The organism is Streptomyces sp. NPDC052042 (assembly GCF_044548345.1).
Taxonomy (GTDB): domain Bacteria; phylum Actinomycetota; class Actinomycetes; order Streptomycetales; family Streptomycetaceae; genus Streptomyces.
In genome coordinates this window covers 151,529-171,552 of record NZ_JBIUBU010000017.1, presented here as the reverse complement: position 1 = coordinate 171,552, position 20,024 = coordinate 151,529, and the positions used below count along the sequence as shown (strand labels likewise).

Annotated in this window: 13 protein-coding genes and 2 pseudogenes; 10 read left to right on the top strand and 5 right to left on the bottom strand. The window is 66.6% G+C overall.

Annotated elements, in window-relative coordinates:
- From ACIHCL_RS25650 to ACIHCL_RS25640, 3 genes and pseudogenes are all read left to right on the top strand, one after another.
- A pseudogene (locus tag ACIHCL_RS25650) lies at positions 1-153 on the top strand (IS630 family transposase); the annotation flags it as partial.
- 256 nt (positions 154-409) lie between these two features.
- Positions 410-1,396 carry a helix-turn-helix transcriptional regulator gene (locus ACIHCL_RS25645; protein WP_399865153.1) on the top strand — a complete coding sequence of 329 codons (987 nt, stop codon included), beginning with the start codon at positions 410-412 and terminating at the stop codon, positions 1,394-1,396.
- Between the two features lie 1,939 nt (positions 1,397-3,335).
- Positions 3,336-4,607 (top strand): choice-of-anchor A family protein, encoded by a 1,272-nt coding sequence (locus tag ACIHCL_RS25640; protein ID WP_399865151.1) that lies wholly within the window; start codon positions 3,336-3,338, stop codon positions 4,605-4,607.
- Positions 4,608-5,539: 932 nt separating this feature from the next.
- On the opposite strand, the gene ACIHCL_RS25635 is transcribed toward ACIHCL_RS25640, so the two are convergent.
- On the bottom strand, positions 5,540-5,815 hold the full coding sequence (locus tag ACIHCL_RS25635) for a hypothetical protein (RefSeq protein WP_399865179.1): 276 nt from the start codon (positions 5,813-5,815) through the stop codon (positions 5,540-5,542).
- Here ACIHCL_RS25635 and ACIHCL_RS25630 point away from each other — a divergent pair.
- The 5 genes and pseudogenes from ACIHCL_RS25630 to ACIHCL_RS25610 form a co-directional block, all read left to right on the top strand.
- Positions 5,720-6,574: a ScbA/BarX family gamma-butyrolactone biosynthesis protein gene (locus tag ACIHCL_RS25630; protein ID WP_399865173.1), complete on the top strand. Its 855-nt coding sequence runs from the start codon at positions 5,720-5,722 to the stop codon at positions 6,572-6,574. The genes ACIHCL_RS25635 and ACIHCL_RS25630 overlap by 96 nt on opposite strands.
- A 608-nt stretch (positions 6,575-7,182) precedes the next feature.
- Entirely contained in the window at positions 7,183-7,821 is a 639-nt protein-coding gene (locus ACIHCL_RS25625) for a ScbR family autoregulator-binding transcription factor (protein ID WP_399865149.1), read from the top strand.
- Between the two features lie 130 nt (positions 7,822-7,951).
- The gene (locus ACIHCL_RS25620; RefSeq protein WP_399865148.1) at positions 7,952-8,806 is read left to right on the top strand and encodes an HAD family phosphatase; all 855 of its coding nucleotides are present in this window, start codon (positions 7,952-7,954) and stop codon (positions 8,804-8,806) included.
- Between the two features lie 136 nt (positions 8,807-8,942).
- Complete coding sequence (locus tag ACIHCL_RS25615) at positions 8,943-9,716, top strand: SDR family NAD(P)-dependent oxidoreductase (RefSeq protein WP_399865146.1); 774 nt, start codon at positions 8,943-8,945, stop codon at positions 9,714-9,716.
- Positions 9,717-9,858: 142 nt separating this feature from the next.
- Positions 9,859-10,014 (top strand): annotated as a pseudogene (locus ACIHCL_RS25610) (type II CAAX prenyl endopeptidase Rce1 family protein); the annotation flags it as partial.
- A 164-nt stretch (positions 10,015-10,178) separates the two neighbouring features.
- Here ACIHCL_RS25610 and ACIHCL_RS25605 read toward each other — a convergent pair.
- The 4 genes from ACIHCL_RS25605 to ACIHCL_RS25590 form a co-directional block, all read right to left on the bottom strand.
- Positions 10,179-11,060, bottom strand: coding sequence for a DUF2268 domain-containing protein (locus tag ACIHCL_RS25605; RefSeq protein WP_399865143.1), 882 nt, complete (start codon positions 11,058-11,060; stop codon positions 10,179-10,181).
- Between the two features lie 302 nt (positions 11,061-11,362).
- Positions 11,363-12,208: a MerR family transcriptional regulator gene (locus ACIHCL_RS25600; RefSeq protein WP_399865171.1), complete on the bottom strand. Its 846-nt coding sequence runs from the start codon at positions 12,206-12,208 to the stop codon at positions 11,363-11,365.
- Between the two features lie 253 nt (positions 12,209-12,461).
- On the bottom strand, positions 12,462-13,085 hold the full coding sequence (locus ACIHCL_RS25595; RefSeq protein ID WP_399865142.1) for a hypothetical protein: 624 nt from the start codon (positions 13,083-13,085) through the stop codon (positions 12,462-12,464).
- Positions 13,082-14,008: a ParA family protein gene (locus ACIHCL_RS25590; protein WP_399865140.1), complete on the bottom strand. Its 927-nt coding sequence runs from the start codon at positions 14,006-14,008 to the stop codon at positions 13,082-13,084. Before ACIHCL_RS25590 ends, ACIHCL_RS25595 begins: the two co-directional genes overlap by 4 nt.
- Positions 14,009-18,045: 4,037 nt before the next feature.
- Here ACIHCL_RS25590 and ACIHCL_RS25585 point away from each other — a divergent pair.
- Both ACIHCL_RS25585 and ACIHCL_RS25580 read left to right on the top strand, forming a co-directional pair.
- A complete protein-coding gene (locus ACIHCL_RS25585) occupies positions 18,046-18,918 on the top strand; it encodes an ABC transporter substrate-binding protein (RefSeq protein WP_399865139.1) in 873 nt (290 codons plus the stop codon).
- Between the two features lie 2 nt (positions 18,919-18,920).
- Positions 18,921-20,021 carry an amino acid ABC transporter permease gene (locus tag ACIHCL_RS25580; protein ID WP_399865137.1) on the top strand — a complete coding sequence of 367 codons (1,101 nt, stop codon included), beginning with the start codon at positions 18,921-18,923 and terminating at the stop codon, positions 20,019-20,021.
- Positions 20,022-20,024: the final 3 nt, after the last annotated feature.

Here is a 20,024-nt window from a genome sequence, read left to right as displayed (position 1 = left end):
AAGCGCAGCCTGGCCAGCCTCGCCGTCGTCGCCCTCGAACGACTCGAGACCCTCGTCCGCAACCGACTCAAACGCCTCCAATACCGGCCCGACACCCTCGACGGCTTCATAGCCGGTACCGGCCTGACCCTCGACACCCCAACATCACCCTGACACGCCGAAGTCAGTAACGCGGTGTCGTGATGACTGGTCCAATGTCGAACAAGTCGCCATAGAAGCGTGTGGCCTTATCGATATCGGTCACATAGATCAGGAACAGGTTGGGGATCGCCATGGTGCTCTCTCCTTCGTCTTGGTCCTGGACGGTTCCCCGCATCGGGGCCATCGCCATGTCCGCAACACTGGCACGTAAACATGACAGTTCATGTCATGTTTGGGCACAGGTGGTCCGATGAACCGAGGTGGTCCCTTGAATCGACAGCAACGGCTGCTCGCGATGCTGGCTGCCCTCCAGGCGAGGCGCCGCACCACCGCCCAGGAACTGGCCGAGGAGTTCGGGGTTTCCGTGCGTACGGTGATGCGCGACATCGAAGCGCTGGCCGCCGCCGAGGTCCCCGTCTTCACCGAGCGGGGCCGATATGGCGGCATCGTCCTGCTCCCCGGTACGCAGCTCGACGTGTCCCGCCTGAGCGACACCGAGGCGGAACTCCTCACCGTGCTCGGCATCGATCTCGTCCAGGCGCAGAAGCTCGGCCTGGAGGCCGCCGCTCGCATTGCCACGGACAAGCTCACGGCGCAACGGGCCGGGCAGCGACGGACGGCATCGCGGAAGGACGACCTGATCCCGCTGGCGGAGGTCGTCGTCATCGATCACCGGGCCTGGTTCGCCCCGGACGAGGACGCGGAGGCGGACGTCGCTTCACTCGCCCAGGACCTGCGACGTGGACGACGCCTGCGCGTCCGCTACCGACACAGCGGCGCCCAACACCACCGGTCGATCGTCGTCGACCCCTATGGAGTGCTCCTGCGCGCCGGCCGGTGGTACCTCATCGCCGACGCGGACGGCGAACCGCACATGTACGCGCTCAGCCGCCTCGCGGGCTGGGACGTCCTGGACGAACCCCACAGGCCACGTGACGGCGCCACGCTCACCGAACTGGTCGGGGCGCTCGGGGCGAGTCTGGAGGACGCGCGGGATCTCGTCGTCACCGTACGTCTGGACGCGAACCGCCTCGACATGGCCAAACGGATCCTCGGCAAACGCCTGTTGAGCACGAGACCGGCCGCCGAGGACGGCACGATCGTCCTGCGGGTCGGCTACGACCGACTCGACGCGGTGCGCCAACTCCTCCAGTTCAGCGACCACTTCGAGGTCATCGACCCGCCCTCCGCCAGGGAACTGGTCATGCGCCTCGCCGAGACGATCGCGCACCGCCACCGCGCCCCGAACCCGTAGGGGCACCGACGGCGAGTTTCGCGGTCGGCATCCCAAGACGGAGGAACGGCACTCCGAGACGGGGCACGACTCGCTACCGTCCGCGACGACGGCACGCCAGAGCGCGGCGGCCATGGCCGACTCGTCCTCATCACGACCTCGACAGCGGTGGGGGCAAGGTTTACAGAGAGGTTTGCATCATTGTTTAGTTTCATGTTTGGCTCCATGTTTGCGTCCATGTTTGTGCACATGCTTTCGGGCATACTTGTAGCCATGGTTGTGGCCATGGTTGTGGCCATGGTTGTGGCCATGGTTGTGGCCATGGTTGTGGCCATGGTTGTGGCCATGGTTGTGGCCATGTTTGCGTCCAGGTTTATGCTCACGCTTGCAGTCACGTATATGGCCAGCCTGCGTCCACGTTTAATCAGGGGCTTGCGTAAGTGTTTGCATCTACGCTTCACCCCAGGCCTGGCCCGAGGTACCCGTCGACGACGGCCGAATCAGGGAATCCGACATGATGGCGGGCAGTCACGGTCCAGCCGATGGTGACGATAAGTAGCCGTCCCACGACTGTCCGCCTCCTCAGCGCTTGGCAGCGGATTCGCGTCTGAGAAGGACGCGGATCCGGCCGGCGTGGGCATGAACCTCGGAGGCGACAAGTTGGCATCTGCGGTGACGACCCCCGCAGACGCTGTCGGAAGTCGCCGCGGACGGGCCAGGCCCCCGGGCGCGGCGGGCTCGGGCATCACGGTGGACGCTTCGCAGGTGCCCACCCGAACACCCTCCGCGGTCGGCGGTTCCAGGACGAATGCGATCGATTGAGAAGCCGTCAGCTTGAACGGTGACAGGAAAGCTTCGGAGAGTAACCACAGGGCAATACCGAGGCAACACCAGCGTCATGTGCCAACAAGCGTGTTGATTTGCCAACTGCGCTGCGTCATCTCAGGGCTCCGGCGCCGAGACCCGGGAACGGCCTGGCCGTCCACTGCGGGTCAGCCCGTGATCTCCCATCGGGCGTTGGCGGTGAGCCGTACGGCCCGGCCTGCCGGTTGTCCTTCCGGAATGTGAACCGCGGCGCACCCGTGTGTGGGCGTCCGGCCTTCAGGCCGTCGAAGAAGTTCCGGCGGGCAGTGTCCAGGCCCGCAGGGACTGCTGGAGGCTCACCGAGGAGACCTCGGTGAGCCATGCCCACTCGGGCGTCTTCTTCACAGCAGTGAGCTGCCGCTCGCCCGACATCGTTCGCGCGCGCCGTGGATGCGGCCCCGCTCGTCGGGGATGTGATGCTCCGTCCCGGTGAGTCACACCGGTAGGCGGTTGGCACGCGCGGGCTCCCTGCCCGAATCCGCGCGCGGGAAAGCCCGCCGGCAGCCGCCTGGGGATACCCCGATGTGTTCGAGGAAGTGGCAGTGGAGGTTGTTGGCCGCGCCGGACCAGGTGCAGGCACAGGGTTCAGAGAGCGCCTGGCTGCGGTCGCGCGCCCCCTCGATGCGTCAGGAGGACGGCACCGCGCCGGGATTACGTACCCGGGCGCGCGCATCGACTTCCGCGCCTCCCTCCGCGCCGGGCGGACACCGGCTTCCGTCCCGACCTCCGCGCCGGGCGGACATCGGTCGTCGCGCCGGGTGCCGCGGCATCCGGCATGCCGGATGCGCCTCCAGATCCAAGACGCGAGACCCGAGACCCGGGCGCGAGACCAAGCGCCGAAGAGAACCTCAAGTCCCGGAAAACCGCAGATCAGCCCCTCCACAAGACGGCGGCACCGCCCGCTCCGTCACCGTCGGGCATGCGTTCCGCTCAGCAACCGTCAAGCCACAAGACCGTCAATAACGGACAAACTTCTGTTTTCTGGCACTTCATCAGCCCGCTGAGTATTGGTCTTGACCAATGTGTCATTCTGTGCAAACTATGGCCAAAGCCGCCACAAAATCTTCTCAATCACTCCGCGGGAGAACCTAGCCCCATGCGCATATCCGCAACCGCCGCAGCCGCCGCGCTCGGTGGAGCCCTCGTACTCGGCCTCACGGCCGCCCCGGCCGCACTGGCCGCACCCGCTGATTCGGCCGCGTGCACCACCGACGCCTTCGGTATCGCCGGCAAGTACGGCGAGTTCGTCCTCGGCGACAACGTCCACTCCCCCGACGCGGAGGGTGCGGTGGCCGTCGGCGGTAACGCCGACTTCCGCGGCGGCTTCAGTGTCGCCAACGAGCTGACGGCGGCAGAAGTCGGCGCCCTGCCCGGCCGGGCCTCGCTCGTCGTCCGCGGCAGCCTCCTCAACGGCTCGTCCGCCACCGTGGTCATGAAGGGCAATGCGGTCGTCGGCGGCAAGGTCGGCGACACGCCCGTCAGCCTGCACGCCGGCACGTTCAGCCAGAAGGCCGACCTGATCGACTTCGACGGGGAGTTCGCCAAGCTCCGGTCCTACTCCTCCGCTCTGGCCGGCGAGGCGACGACCGCCGGTGCCACGGTGACGCCGGACGGCAGCAAGCTCACCCTGGCGGGCAGCGACAGCACCCGCAACGTCTTCAACGTGACCGCCGCGCAGCTGGAACAGGCCAAGGACATCTACATCAAGGTCCCGGCCGGCTCGACCACGATCGTCAACGTCAGCGGCGCTGCCTACGACATGGCGAAGGCGGGTACCACCGGCTTCTTCCTGTCCGACGGCCAGAGCTTCGTCCTGGACGACAAGCTCCAGAGCGCCGCCGGCGGCAAGGTCCGCGCCAAGCTGCTCTGGAACTTCCCCGAGGCCACGACGATCACCAAGAGCAGCAAGGCCGCCTGGCCCGGCAGCGTGCTGGCACCCCAGGCACACCTGGAACTGGGCACCGCAGCGCCGATCAACGGCTCGGTGTGGGTGGCCTCGCTGCACGGCTCGGGCGGGGCGGAGACGCACCACTTCCCGTTCACCGGCTGCCTGCCGGAGCCCGGCAAGACTCCGTCGGCCACGCCGACGCCGAGCAGCACCCCCGAGACCACCCCGCCGGTGGAGAGCACCCCGCCGGCCTCCGCGACCCCGCCTCCGGCGAGCAGTACGCCGACCGGTGAGGCGTCGGAGCCCGCCGCACCGGGCACCCCGGCCCCGTCGCAGAGCACGTCGCCCGCCACCGGCGGTGGCGACCTGGCCTCGACGGGCAGCAGCGGCACGGTCCCGCTGGTCATCGGCACCGCCGTGGTGCTCGCCGCGGGCACCGGCCTGGTCGTGGCGGCCCGCCGCCGCTCCAAGCGCGCCTGACACCCCGGGAAGCGGGTCGTCCTTACCGGGACGCCTGACCGGCTACGGCAATCACGGGAAAGGCCCGCTCCCGCCTGAATCCGGTTCAGCATCCGAGCTCCACTCACCCGGAGCCCGGTTCAGCACCGAAACCCCGTTCACAACGGAACCCCGTTCACGCCAGAACTCCGTTCAGCGTGGGCGGGGTTCCGGCATGACGTGCCTCTCCCGGAGACGCCCGCTCCCGGGTGCGCCTTCAGGCGGCTCAGGCGACTCAGGAGGCTCAGGCGGCTTCGGGGCGCGGCCCGGCGTACGTCTCGGAACCCTCTGGATGCCTGCGCGGGTGGGATGGTTGTCCGGCGGTCCCGCTCCGGAGCCTCCTGACGCCCCCAGGAGGCTTCCAGCCGCCCGGCCCTGAGTACGGCCCGCCGCACCCATTCGGCGCACGGTGCGCGCCCTCCGCGCACGGCCTCCCCCATGCCGGGGCAGCCCAACTCCTGTATCCGCTCGGCAGAGTCACCGGACACCGAGCTGCCGGACACCGCAGGAGCGACCGCAGCGCGGCCACGGGAGAGTCCGGCGCGTGGGAGACACCCGGAGCGTCGTCTGCCACCCTGCTCGCAAAGGCGGCCTGCGGTTGCCGAAGCGCCCCGGAGTGAAATCACTTACACAATCATGCCGTTTCGCATTCATACGGATTGAAGCAACGGGCCATTCCGTAGATTCACATTTAGAATTCTCCGGAAAGAGGTCGACCCTGCGGATCGATGCGTGCACCGGCGTGCGTTTCAGCGAAGGCCGCCCCCTTCGTCAACGAGTGGCCGCCCACCACCCCGCCCCCATACGAAAATCCCCGGCAAACAGACCAAGATCAAGACGCGATCTCGCCCAGGAGCCTTCGCCACACCCCCACCTGGAAACACCGGGCTCACGGGGCACTCTCGACAAACAAATCAGGCAGCCTTTATTTTACTGAGCACCTCGACGGCCTCAGCGGCCGGAGGTTCCGCGTCAGCAAGCCCCAGGGGAGAGGCATGCTCATCACGACTGAACGTCCCGCCGTTCCACGTCCCGCTCTGACCACCACCGTCGCCAAGGAGTACGTGCATCGTGCGGCGCTCGCAGAAGTTTTCCTGACCAGTTGGCACAAAATGGGTGATGACCGCTTCGCCGTCACTGCCCAGTGGCCGCGCAGTCACAGTTTCTATATATCCGGATCCAGATTTCACGACCCTTTGTTACTCTGCGAAACGGTGCGGCAGACGTTTCCGCTGCTCGCCCACGTCGCATACGAGGTGCCCTTCGGGCACCAGCTCAGCTGGTCACGCTTCCAGTTCCGGGTGCACCCCCGGGCCATGCGTACCGAAGCGACACCGGCAGAAGTCGAACTCCACATCCGCTGCTCGGAGATCGCACTCCGAAGGTCGGTTCCCGTCACGATGCGGATGGATATCGAGGCGGTCCGGGACGATGTGCTGCTGGCCGTGGCATCGACCCGGTTCGGCATCCATGCCCCGGCCGTCTACCAGCGCATTCGACAAGGTCGCGGCGACGTGCCCCGCATGTACGGCGAGGCCCCTCCCCCGACGCCCCCGGTCCGCCCCGCCACGGTCGCCCGCGACCGTGCCCAGGACGTCGTCCTCACCCCCACGGCACGCGAGCACCACTGGCAGCTACGCGTCGACACCTCCCATCCCGTCCTGTTCGACCACCCCGTCGACCACGTGCCCGGCATGCTGCTTCTGGAGGCGATCCGACAAGCCGGTCACGCCCTGTCCGCATCCGCCGCTCCCAGCAGCGAGACGCCGACCTACATGGACATCCACTTCCACCGCTACGTGGAATTCGACTCCCCATGTTGGATCGAGTCGAGCGCCATCACTCCCCCGCCGGAGGGCGCCGACCGGGGCGTACGGGTCGTTGCCCGGCAGAGCGGCGAGCCCATGTTCACCGCGTCGGCCGGCATGACCGACCTGGCCGAAATCTGACCCCCGCTCCGCTTCACCCGGCGCTCGCCCTCGGAGTAATCCGGACCATGCCGCAACGAGGGGTATCCGCCTCCGTCATGGACGACGAGCGCCGGGTGGTCGACCATGCCACCCCTGAGCATCCGTGCGGCATCGCAACGAATTGCGCAGTAGAGGCGGAAGGACCGGTGAATACGTGCAGCACCCGTTTCCCGGTCCCGCTCCCGCTCTCCCGAGCACCTTCCTCATCCCGCAACAGCCGCTCAAGACCCTCGGGCAACTCCCCGGGGTCGTGTCGCCACGGCGGGTTTTCACATGAAAATCAGCCAGAACCTTCTGGCGCCGGAATCACCATATAGCGGCGATTTCCTTCCTCTCGGCAACTCCTGACACATACGAATAGAAGCCACATCACACACCTCGCGATTCACGAGCGCAGGGCCACCATCGCCCTGCCCCCTGTGCCACATCTGCCCCATATCCGCAGGTCAACAGCCTTCTCCAGAGGGGTCGAGCATGGAGGGCAGCCCGGCGGCCGCAACGAACAGACCGCTCGTCCTGTTTCCCCTCCAGGCCCTGGAGACGGCCTATACGATCAAAAGCGTTCTCTATTGTTTATGGAGGTGGCGATGAGCAAGCCGAGGCAGGAGCGGGCGATACAGACCCGTGAGTCGATCCTGCGAGCGGCTGCGGAAGTGTTCGACGAGTTCGGCTTCGTCGGCGCGAGCATCAACCGGATCCTGGCGCGCGCCGGAGTCACCTCGGGTGCCATGTACCACCATTTCGCGTCGAAAGAGGCACTGGCCCGGTCGCTGATGAACGCTCAGGCCGGAACGGTCGTCCCGTGGCTGGAGTCGACTGGCCTCCAACGTCTGGTCGACCTCACCCTGATCTGGTCGCACCAGCTCCAGATGGATCCGATCCTGCGCGCCGGTGTGCGGCTGACCAGTGAACAGGCGACCTTCGGCATACAGGACTCCAGCCCGTACCGGGACTGGTCGGAGATCATGGCCGAGTGTCTGGCGGTGGCGGCCGAGAAGGGCGACCTCCGACCCGGTGTCGATGCACTCGCGGTCGCCGAGTTCGTCGTCGAGTCGTGTACGGGCATGCAGACCGTCGCCACCGTGGTCAGTGGGCGCAAGGACCTCGCGGACCGGGTCATACGCATGTGGCACCTGTTGCTGCCGGGCATCGCCGTTCCCACCGCCATCACGCGGACCCAGGTGAGCACGGACCGTCTGGAGCGACTGCTCTCCTCACAGAACTGAACAGCGTCGGCGCGTATGCGGGCCGTCCGCGTACGCACACCGCCATACACACCATCGTCATACACGCCACCGTCCCGGCAAGGCACTTCTCCCCTTCCGCACCTTCCGCCCCCGTCCGCACAGGAGCGTCATGGTCACGAGAACCCGGCAGATCCGCCTCGTCGCGCTGAACATCGACGGCGTCCTGCTCAACGACACCTTCAGCCCGGTGATCCACGGTTTCCTCACCCGCCGCGGCGCCACCTACACGGCGGATGTAGAGCGCCGTATCTTCTCCCAGCCCCGGCACATCGCAGCCCGCGAGATCGCAGCGGTTCTCGGTCTTGAGCTCGGCCCCGGCCGAGGTGGAGGCCAGTGCCCGGCTTCGGGGTCGGACTCGGGGGCGGGATCGGTTTCGGGCTCGGGATCGCCTTCCGGTTCGAGCTCTGGACCTGGCGCCGGGACCCCGACCGGCCCCCGGACCGGCACCATCCTGAGCCCCGGCTCCAGCCCCGACGACGTCCTGGCCGCGTACTTCGAGGAACGGGCCGAATTCCTCGACGCCCACCCCGTCAGGGTCACTCCAGGTGCCATTGAACTGGTTCGCCGAGCAAGGGCGTTGGGGCTGGAGACCGTGTGCTACGGCGGCTTGGAGAAGGGGCACTTCGACAGGTTCCTCGGCGAGTTCGCCGGCCTCTTCGACGGCCCCGGGTACATCTGCACCGATGCCTTCCGCCCCGGCATCCATGAGATCGCCACCGAGTTCTTCGGCCTTGAGCACGACCAAGTACTCGTCGTCGACGATGTGGCCCGGGTCGCCGAAGCCGCGAAGTCTCTGAACATGCCGTTCATCGGTCATCCCAGCTCCTTCGAGCACAGCTTCCAGCGGCAGCTGATGCGCGAGGTCGGTACGCGCCACATCGTCGGGTCACTCGACGCCATCGACGACAGGCTGTTGAGAACGCTGGACGAGGAAGCCGCAGCCGGCACGGTCTGGCGCGACTGACCCCATCGTCCCGGGGCCCGTCCGATCCGTATCGCTGGGCAGCCCCGACGCCGAAAGGGACACAGCCCGTCCCGCCACCGGATGAGATTCGAAGCGCCATGGACCAGCGCGCTTACGCGCAAGGGGAGTCGACACGATGGGCACCGAGCAGGGAATGCTGCACGACAAGGTCACGATGATCACCGGCGCCTCCAGTGGTATCGGAGCAGCCGCGGCCCGGCTGTTCGCAGCCGAGGGGGCCGCGGTCGTCCTGATGGCGCGAAGAGCCGGGAAGCTGGACTCCGTGGTCGCGGAGATCTCGCGAGCGGGCGGCAGAGCCGTCGCCGTGCCGGGAGACGTGGCGCGGAGCGAGGACGTGGCCCGCGCGGTGCACACGGCGATCACCGAGTTCGGCGGTCTGCACGCGGCTTTCAACAACGCGGGCTTCGCCACGGCCGGAACCGATCTGCACGAGATGGACGACGAGGTCTACGAACACACGATGGACGTCAACGTACGGGGCGTCTGGAACTGCCTGCGTCAGCAGATCCCGGTGATGCTGCAGTCCGGTGCCGGAGGGGCCATCGTGAACACCTCCAGCGTCGCGGGCCTGCGGGGCACGGGCGCTTCCGCACCGTACGTCGCCGCCAAGCACGCCGTCATCGGCCTGACGAAGGCCGCCGCCCTGGAGTACGGGGAACGGGGAATCCGCGTCAACGCACTCGTCGTGGGCAGCACGCGCACCGAGATGATGGACGAGGTCGTCTCCGCCAACCCCGCGCTGGAGCACGAGTTCGTCGTACGCACCGCGCAGAAGCGCATGGCGGTGCCTGTGGAGGTGGCTCAGGCGGCGGCGTGGCTCTGCAGCGACCGCTCGTCCTTCGTCACCGGCACGGCGATGCCGGTCGACGGCGGCTGTACCGGGTCCTGAGAGGCCCTCGACGGCGGACCGTGCATAAGCGCGCCTCTTCCATAAGCGCACCCTCGGCCGCTCGACGGCCGGACGCTCCGGTGCCACAGCAGGCGGGCGCCCACCTGCTTCCCCCTCCCCCGGCCGCTCGCAGGCACTCACGGTGCGGCCCGAGCCGGCCGAATTCCTGCGAGAGCTCCAGCGCCTCCCGCTCTGGCTCTCGGTTGTGGGCGTCGTGGCATTCGCACTGATCAATCCGGTGTGGGAGGAGATGCTGTTCCGGGGCGTGCTGCTGACCGAACTGGCCTCGGTCTGGGGCAACAAGGCCGCGGCTCTGCCACGCCCCGGGGCGCGCCTGCCCGAAGGTGCGCCTGCCCCGGAGCGTGGGCACGTCCCGGGCACGGGGCCTCGGGGCGGGAAGGCTCCGGGCCGAGTCGGAGCCGCAGCCGTGCGGATGCCGTTCCCTCCCCCTTCAGACCGTGGTCACGAACTGGTCTGTACGCCCGCGTTGCGGAGGATTTCCCGCGCTGGAAGGGCAGTGCTCTGGCTGGCGGTCAGCCCCGAAGCCGCCAAGTGGGCGTCCACGATCCGTAGTCCGACGGAGTATCCGGCGAAGTCCGGGAGCCCGACCGGAGGCTGCCCCATGCGCTGGGCCGTGGCATCGCCGAGAACGTACGCGGTCAGGTTCTGCATTCCGGCCACGTCGATGTCGGCCGTGATCTTCTCGTGGGCCCGGTCCAGCTCAGCACCGGTCAGGCTCTTCGACCAGGGGCCCATGGCCTGATCGCCGGCCAACTCCCGTACGAACGCCTCGGCGAGCCCCTCGGCGACGACGTGCTCGCCGACCGTGACGGACACGGGGTCCCAGACCACGTTCGCGTACCGAACGTTGTGGTGGAGCTCGTGCGCGGCGGCGTGACCGATCAGACGCAGGCTCGTTTCGGTGGGCCAGATCACCAGGTGGATCGCGCCCGGGATGCCGCCCATGCCGGCGTAACCCCCGCTGCGGCGCGTCAGATGGTCGTCGTCGGGGTTGCCGAGTTCCACGACCACATGCACGGTCTCGGCGTGCCCGATGCCGGGCACCGCGGCGTCGATCCGTTCCCACGCGGCGGCGAGCGAGTCCTCGACCCGCTCCCACACACGCTCCTGCCTCATCCGGCGCAGGGCGGGCAGATACCTCGGGTCCTCACGGTCGATCCGGAAACAGCCGTCCGGGTGGTCGCGCATCCCGACCAGGTCGATATCGCCCATCACCTTCTGGATCGGGCTGAGCATGTCTCGCAGGGCGTCGGGACGCTCCTCCGGCGGTCGCCGCAGGAGGTCGAGCATGGCGGACGCCGTGTCATGAACAATGATCTTCATGGCACGAGACCGTAGGGCCTCCTGTTGCGTCAGGGTCAAGCCGTCACGGCCGTGATCGGCCCGTGGAAAACGTCCCGTAGAAAGCGTCCCGTGGAGGCCGGATCGCCGGCCGACGTGCCGAGACGAGCTCATTGACCGACTCGTCGCATATCCGGTGCTCAGGACGAGCCCGTCGGGACAAACCCATCGGGACGAGCCCGTCGGGGCGAACCATCGGGGCGAACCATCGGGGCGAATCCATCGGGCCTGGCGGCCGGGGCCGAGCCACCGCCGGGGCGACCCCGGCGGTGAGAGGGCGCCGGTCACCCCCACGTCGCCGACTCGGGGTCGACGCCGTGCCCGCGGGCGTTCGCGAAGATCACATCGCGCAGCCAGGCGGTCAGCCCCGGTGCCAACGCGTCGTAGTACTCGGCGAATCCGGGCTCGCCGACGAACATCCGCCCCAGGCACGCCTGCATGGAGTGCGTGCAATCGAAGTAGGTCGACATCAGTGCACGGTGCCGTTCCGCGAGAGCGTTCGCTTTCTCGGAGCCGGGTGCGACACCGCCGCGCCTGGCCACGGCGAGGTCGGCGTTCAGAGCTTCGGTGGCCGCCGCGACCTCCTTCCAGTCCTCCGGCGTCATCCCGTCGGCCCGCTCGGCGTACTGGGCCCATTGCGCACTGTCGCCCCAGCGCTCCTCGGCCTCGCCGATCCAGTCGGGCCGCCAGTCGTCGCCGAAGATCTCGACCTGCTCCTCTGGCGTCAGCCGCATCCCCGTGTACGAGACCTCCAGCATGCGGTCGACCGCGCCAACCACCGTCTGCAGTCGCGAGATGCGTTCCATGAGCGCTGCCCGCTGCCGACGCAGGTGGTGGCGCGCGTCGGCGGCCGGGTCGTCGAGGATCCGGCCGATCCGGGCGAGGGGGAACCCGAGCTCTCGATAGACGAGGACCCGGTGGATCCGGGCGATGTCGTCGCCCGAGTACACCCGGTACCCGGCCCAGGTGCGCTCGCTCGGACGTACGAGGCCAATCGCGTCCCAGTGATGCAAGGTCTTCACGCTGACTCCGACGAGCGCGGCCGCCCGGCCGACGGTGAGTCCGTCGGGTCCGACCGGTTCTGCGCTCTCCCCCGTGGTGGCTGGTTCCCGCTCCGGAAGGTCACGCATCATCGGTTCGGCCTCGCCCACTCCGCCGAATTCGCCTGCTCCACCGAGTTCGCTCATATCCCCGACGCCCGGGCGCCGCCGAGGCAGCAGTCCGGTCCCGGTCAGTCACGCTCGCCTTCCTTCCTGCGGTGACCACCACGGGCGCGGAGCGCTCCCGGATCCGCGCCACGCGGCGTATCGCGGGGCGGGCACCGGGCCACCCCGACACCCGCTCCCCCGCCTCCTCCCCCGCATCGGCTTCTCTCGCCGATCGTCACACGTCCCGGCGTCCCGGCAGGAACTGGTCGAGAACGATCGCCAGGAACTTCGTGTGATCCGGGAGCCCGGACTCGGCAACGAGCCCGTTGATGATCCCGCGCTGCGCCTTGGTCGGCTTGTACTGCAACTGAACCGGGCCGAGACCACGCAGATCCGTGTCATCGGGCTTGACGGCGAACAGCTTCGACTGGAACTTGGGCGCCCTGCGCGCGTCCTCGACCACCTGCGTGATGCCCTTCTCCAGGGCCGCCTCGACGGCGAGGAGAACGATCTGCGTGTGGGTGAGGTCGGTCTGCTTGCGGTGCTTACGGAACCGGTTCGCGACGTTCGTGGAGACGTAGAACCCGACCGGCTTGGCCGTGTCCGCGTCATCGACCGTGTCAGGTTCCTCGACAACCTCTCGCGAAGGCTGCGGGATCACCGACACCGGACGCGTCGGCTCCACCACCGGGGTGGGCTGGACGGGGGCGACGGTCGGCTGCACTGCTGGCGGGCTCGCCCAGCCCGCCAGCGCGCTGGAAGGCGCCCCTCCCCCGCTGAACAGATTGCCGACGCCTTCGTCGGACATGCTCTGCCCGTCGTCCTCGTCCCCGCGCTTCTTGCCCTTCGGCGGTGTCATGCCGCAGTTTCCTTCCTCAGTTCAAGAGCCCGAGCGAACATTTCTTCGGTAAAGCCTTCATAGTCGGCGGCCAGCCCCTTGACGGTCTCCGGAATGCTCCGGTCTCCGCCGCTCCGCCGTTCGGCCAGCTCGGACACGAGCAGACCACGCTTACGCACGAGCCGAGCGACCGACTCGGTGTGCCCGATGAGGTGCTTGAACATATGGGCTTCCTGCCCGAGCACCTTCTGGACCTGCTGCCGCACATCGGCGTGGATCCCGGTGTACGTACGCCCCGTGTCGAACAGCAGCACGCCGAGAAGCGCGATGTGCGGGTTGATCTGGCTGACGAACTTGACGTACGAGAACTCAAGGCCGATCTGGGCGAGCCCGTCCTCCGCGCCGCCGTCGCTCTTGACCGGGATGATGAGCCACCGCGCGGCCGACAGGGCGAGCCGCTGCAGGGAGGGGTTCTCGGGAGGCGTGTCGAGGACGATGATCTGGTACCTGTGCGCGATGGGCAGCAGGCACATCAGCAGCCGCAGGTAAGCGTGCGGGCCCTCTTTGGCGAGAAGCGTATGGAAGAAGATGCCGAACTCGTCACCGAGTGCCGGTCCGCCCATGACCACATCAAGGTTCTCGCGCACGTTCTCACGCGGATTCAGCGGAGCACCTGCCCGAAGGGATTCGAGCAGCCCTGCTCCCCCGTCGTTCCACTCGGCCTTCTTGTAGCCGAGTTCGCGCGCGATGTTGCCCTGGGCGTTGCAGTCGATGATGAGCGTCCGCAGGCCGCTGCGCGCGGCCTTGCCGGCGGCGTTGGCGGAGACCGAGGACTTGCCGACGCCTCCCTTGCCGTTGCCGAACATGAAGATGTGCGACAGCGAGGCCCAGGGGATCGCCGGCAGCTGGGCGTGGACGTCAGGTGCTGCAAAGGGACTGGACATGGGTCCTCTCACTCTGGTTCAGGCCCGGAAAGAGGGCGCTGTATGCCCGATTTGAACTGTTTGCATGGTCAGAACTTCACCCAGAACGATCCTGCGCTCCAAACCGCTCCATGACGGTGCGAGGTAGGGCTCAAGGGCAGGGGCCTGGCCGCGAAAAGCCCCTCGGCGGCCCCGTCCCGCCAGGTCAGCGGCCTCTTCTGAGTTGACCTCCACATAAGCCGCACCGCTTTTCCTCAGGTTGATTCACTTGCCTCTCAACCTGCTCGCTCCACCGTGCCTTCCTCAATGGAGTGGGCTGCGATGACCACTCCTGGCACACCCACAAGAACAGTCACCTCCAGCCCAGTTGTGGATCAAACCGCAGCACACGCTATCAGGAAACCCTCGGGGCTTGCCGCCCAACACACCGATCGGCTCACTAACCGTCAGGGATGCGGGTCTGCCGGACAAGCAGCAAGGCGGCGAGCAGGCTCCCTCGCCTCGCCCTCTGCCTCCCTGCCCATAGATCACCAATCCCGCAGGCACACCGTCTACAGGGGCGGCACACTCCTCTGCGGGGTCACAGCCTCACCCCTTGACCGGCCAACCCGTAACCAATCTCGCCGACGCGCATGGTGATCAATCATCCACCAGGCCGACCAGCAGCTTTACGCGCGGGCTGGTCCCCCGATTCGCCGCCCCGTCTCCCTCCCCACCCAGCACTGTGCGGACGAATCAACCAGCCGAGCGACTTTCTGGGCAACCCTCCGTTGAACTGCCTCACGGACTCACGCTTCACCGGGCATGCCCCCCGGCACTCATGCCCGCCACCGGACAGACGGACCCACTCGGCAGTGAGTCATCACATTGATCTGCCGTCGAATCCACCCACCAGCGCGGATGCCGACTTGCGGGCAGGCCGTCCTCCCTGCGAAGCAACAAACCCGCTCCCGTGTCTCCGTACTGGCATGCCGGCGGGCCCGCACACCGACACCTGACCCTGCTTGCAGCCTGATGAAACCGCCCGCATGCCAGGAAACCGTCACTCGAACCAGTAGACCGACTCACACCCTTGCCCGATGGCTCACTTGCACAGCGGCCCGCACCTACGTACGCGGGGCTGCCTGTCGTCACGTCCACCGGCACACCCTCTTCCGCGTATGACACTCCGTGAAGCACCTCGCATACGGATGGACCCCGAGGGATGCTGCGCAGCCGACCTGCACGATGGCGCGTACGCCCATCAGTGGCGTAACCGATAAACAGGCCCGCACGCGCACCTGCATACCGACTCGCAAACCGACTCACTATCACGTGCTCAGACCAACGTTGATGCAGGCGCATAGAAGCACCTGCATCAACATGGAACCCATGACACTTTGCCAGGCAAGTGGATCCACGTGCATCTACATAACCCTTCAAGTGAAGTGAGACGCTGTTGGATCCACTCGCCTTCAAGCGTGACTCCACATGTGCGTCCAAGCTTGCGTCCATGTTTGCGCCAATGTTTGTTTTCGCAGGTCAGAGCCTGTTTTCTCTCGAACAAGACACCCTCATTCTACGCGTTCAGACAGGTCTTGAGCATCACCTCCACGGCACGTCTGAGCAGTCCGAAGTGATGTGTTGGTCATGGTGAAACGAACCCAAACAGCCTTCTTGACTGCTACCTGGCCTCCTGCCGTCGACGCGGAAGCACCCCCGCACTCGACCAGAGACATCAACCGACTTCACCATCAGGTAGATGCCACCCATCGCTTCTGCCCGGTCTGTTGCCCTCTTCACCGACGGCGGACTAGCGCACCGTCCATCCAGCAGATCTTGCTTCTCTCTCACTCCATGCGCCCCCGGAGAGCACCATGCCAAGGTGGTCCACTCTCTCGGACCCCTGGGTGTCTTCATGGACACTCTGCACCGATAGAACCTTCTTCGTGACACCAACTGGATGGAGTGCACGCAGGGAAATCCATGAACCACACCCGTGAACACAATGAGGCATCCATGGACAAGATGAGATCGGCAGGCACGAGGGCACTCGACACCTACGGGAGAGCCAAGCAGCAGGCCAGCCTTCGGATGCCAGAATCAACGATCTCTCCTCCGACCATTCCTCCCGCCATACGATCCGCCGAGTCACACATGCTGGTCTACCGATAGGCCAAGAAGGGTTCGGAGAACAAGACAAAGACAGGATCAGGTGAAGGTCTTCCGCTGTTCGGGCATGGCTACAGTCCCGTACCCATGACGACCCGAGCCAGGTGCCCGCTCATCCGTGAAGCTGGGAGGAGAACCAGCGTGGACGGATCACCGATCGAGGTTTCCCAGCCGAGGAAACCTCACCGGATCCGCCCAGGAATCGGTCGGAGTCCTATCCGTCTCGGACCGACCGGAAGAAAGATGCTGTGAGGCCATGCCCTCCCAGCCTGCTCCCCATGGAGCAATGCTCTGTGCCTCCTGCGGATGCAGCGAAGCACGGCACGGGCCAGCAGTTCTCTCAGCCATTCCGCCGACTGATGCCGTTACCGACAGCGTCGATCCCCTTCATTTAAGATCGATTCGATCGGCGTTCTGCGGCGATCTCAGCGATGGCGGACCCGTACGAGGGTCGCCCCAGCATGTCGGCCCACACGTCATCTGTGCACGATCTGCCGAACGACCTCTACGCAACGACGCAGGCTCCTTAGACAGCAGCGCCTCGCTCTGCCAGGCAGGCCCCCGACGGAGTAGCCGAAGCAGCGCGAGGCCCTGGCCGAGGGGACAGCACGTCACCCGCCCGCAATGAGACGCTCCCGATCCGGTGTTGAGGCGACGCCCGGATCGTGTGACGCCACGGGCCGCCAAGGCCTCGTTCCATCGCGATCATCCTGAAGCACGTGGGCCGATCCAGCACGGCGGAAGAACTTTCGGGAAGCCCCACTCCAGCGGTGGGGGAGAGGGGCCAGACAGCGCTGGAGCACCAAGGCCCACCCTTGGTCATCGGGACCGTCCCTGGGTCGAATCGCGTCCGTATCCACGCCGAAACGCCCTCGGGGCGGCCGGTGCGCGGCGGGCTCGACCCCGGCTGTATGGCCGTGAATGCGGTTTCCTGGCATGAAGAACGCAGTCGGGCCGCACGCTCTCAGGCGCTCCCACAGAAGTTGTTCATCGATAAACCATCTGGTCCGGGGATCGCCGCCTCGGGGGGGCTCAGCGGGGGGCTCAGCGGGGGAGGGGCTCCGCACTCGGGCACACATATGACTTCGGATTGCTGGGCGCGTCCGCGCCCAGCGCTGCGGCCGGGCGGCTTCACCGACTCGTGACGCCCGATGCGACTCCTCGCCGCTCTGCCGCATCACCCGAGTACGAGGCAGTACGTCGGACCCGAGTACGGGCCTGTACGCGGCCGATGCTCCACCTTGCGATCCACCACGCCGGACGCCGCGAGCCGCCGGCAAACCTTCCCGGCCCCGCACCGGGTCTTTCCGCGCAGCGTGACTGTCCTGCGTTTCGACCATCTACACCTCAGCCATGAGCTGGCCGGCCGGTCGAAACGGGCGGGCGGCTCTTCACAGACGAGCGCCTCGTCCGCGAACAGACACACCCGCCCACTCCCAATCCTTCGGTCTTTGCGACCGCACCGTCCGAAATCGCCATAGCTCCAAGGCCGACCACGTCCAGGGGATCAGCAACACCACACTTCAGGCTGACTTGTTCATGCACGGTCGATGAAAGGTGATGACACGTCCCGCTTTGCATTCATCGCGTCCGCGCAGACAAAGAGAGCTCGCGATCCGGGCCGGAGCGCGGCCAAGTGTCCGACGGCGGGCACTCGGCAGCCGAGTCGTTGAACCGGACGGCCGCCGGTCCGGTCGGCGCAACGGTGGCCCTGTCACCGGTCGCACAGCTACGACGCTGCCTCACATCTACTTTGCGACAAGGTCTGGCCAAAAACGTACGCCCCTGTATAACCTCTGTCCCACATCACTGAAATATCAGTGATGTTCCAAGGTTCGCGCGGCAGTGCATGGCGTGGACTCGGGCTGCTCTTCGTACTCCGAAGTCATCCTCCCCAGAGGTCGCACATGAAGAAGTCACTGAGAATCAGCGGCGTAGTGGCCATAGCCACTTCCCTCGTCGCGCTCACAGCCTGTTCCGGCGGGGCCGGAGCGGACTCCGCGCATCAGGCGAAACCGTTCGGAGACTGCGAGGTCACCAAGAACCCCCAGATCCATGAGATGAAGACGAAGAAGGCGGGTGAACTGACCGTCGCCGCCTCGCTGCCCTTCCCTGCGGGATACCGGGGCAACACGTTGGAGACCGTCGACGGCGGCTACATGTACTGCCTCGACGCGGAGATCGCCAACCGGGCGGGCCTCAAGAAGATCACCCTGGTCAACGCCTCCTTCGAGGCGCTGGTGACAGCCAAGACGTCGAACTTCGACTTCGCGGTGTGGGACATCCTCGTCACCCCGGAACGGCGCAAGGCCGTCGACTTCTCCACCCCGTACAACACCTACGAGACCGGTGTCCTCACCAAGAACGGTTCCGGGCTCTCCCAGTCCACCATCAAGAACTCGACTGTCGGCGTACTGGCCGGATCACTCCAGCTGAAGTTCGCCAACGACACCCTGAAGCCCAAGCGGGTCCGGGTGTTCAACTCCAATGACGACCTCTTCAACGCCGTACTCTCCGGTCAGATCGACGCCGCGCTGAACGACACCGCGACCGTCATGCCCCGTGCCGCCAAGTCGGACGGGAAGCTCAAGGTCATCGGCAGGTACCCGGTCGGCGGCGATGTCGCCCCGCTGTTCCCCAAGGGGTCGCCGAACGTCGAGGTGGTGAACCAGATCCTCGCCGACATGGAGAAGGACGGCACCTTGAAGTCGATCATGGACAAGTGGCTCAACCCGATCCTCGGCGGCGACCCGGGCGCACTTCCTGACTGGAGCGCGTGAAGATGGGTGCCAGAACGCTCGACAAGGATTCCACCGACAGATCCGCACCCGACGGACAAGGCTTCGCCCCGGCTCGTCCACTGCGCACCTCGGGATACCTCGGTGGGGCAGCGATCCTCGCCCTGCTGACCGTCGTGCTGTGCTACGAGTTCGCTGGAACGCTCACCACCGGCCAGATGCCCCGGCTCGTTTTCGGAGTCGTGCTGCCGGTCGTCGTTCTCGGCGGCCCGCTTCTGCTGGCCCACCAGCGCAACAGGCTCTCGGACGAGGAGTGGGAGGCCGGGCGCTACACCGAGTCGCGGGTCGCAGCCGCCCGGTCGCGGAACGCATCGGTGTCCTCGTTGGGCCTGACGGGGTTCGTGGCCGTCGTGGCAGTCGCCGGCCTGCTCGTCTTCACCAACGACGGTGCGGTGCAGAAGACCTTCTTCAACATGTCGTTCATGACGAAGAGTCTGGGAGACGTCTTCAAGGCTCTTGTCATCAACATCGAGATCGCCGTCGGCGCCCAGATCCTGGCCATGCTCTTCGGCCTGGTCCTCGCCGTGGCACGGCTCCTGCCGGGCAAGGGCTTCTGGCCGGTTCGAGTGCTGGCGATCGCGTACATCGACGTATTCCGCGGCATTCCGTCCGTGGTGCTGATCTACCTGGTCTGCTTCGGTCTGCCCCTGACCGAGGTACCCGTGCTCAGCGAGGGCGACCCGATCGTCTACGCCATCGCGGCCCTGGCGCTCACCTACAGCGCGTACAACGCCGAGCTCTACCGCGCCGGCATCGAGTCCATCAACCCGGGGCAGACCTCCGCGGCGCTCTCCATGGGCCTCTCGCAGCCGGACGTCCTCAGGTTCGTCATCCTGCCGCAGATGTCGCGGAACATCGCCGCGCCCATGCTGAGCCAGTTCATCGGGCTGCAGAAGGACACGGCGCTGGTCATCGTCGTCGGCATCATCGACGCCTTCAGCCAGGCGAAGATCTACTCCGCCAACGACTTCAACCTCTCCGCGGTGACCGCCGTGTGCTTCGTCTTCGTTCTCGTCACCATCCCGCAGACCCGCTTCGTCGACTACCTGCTGGCGCGCTCCGGCACAAAGCTGAAGAGAGTCTGACCC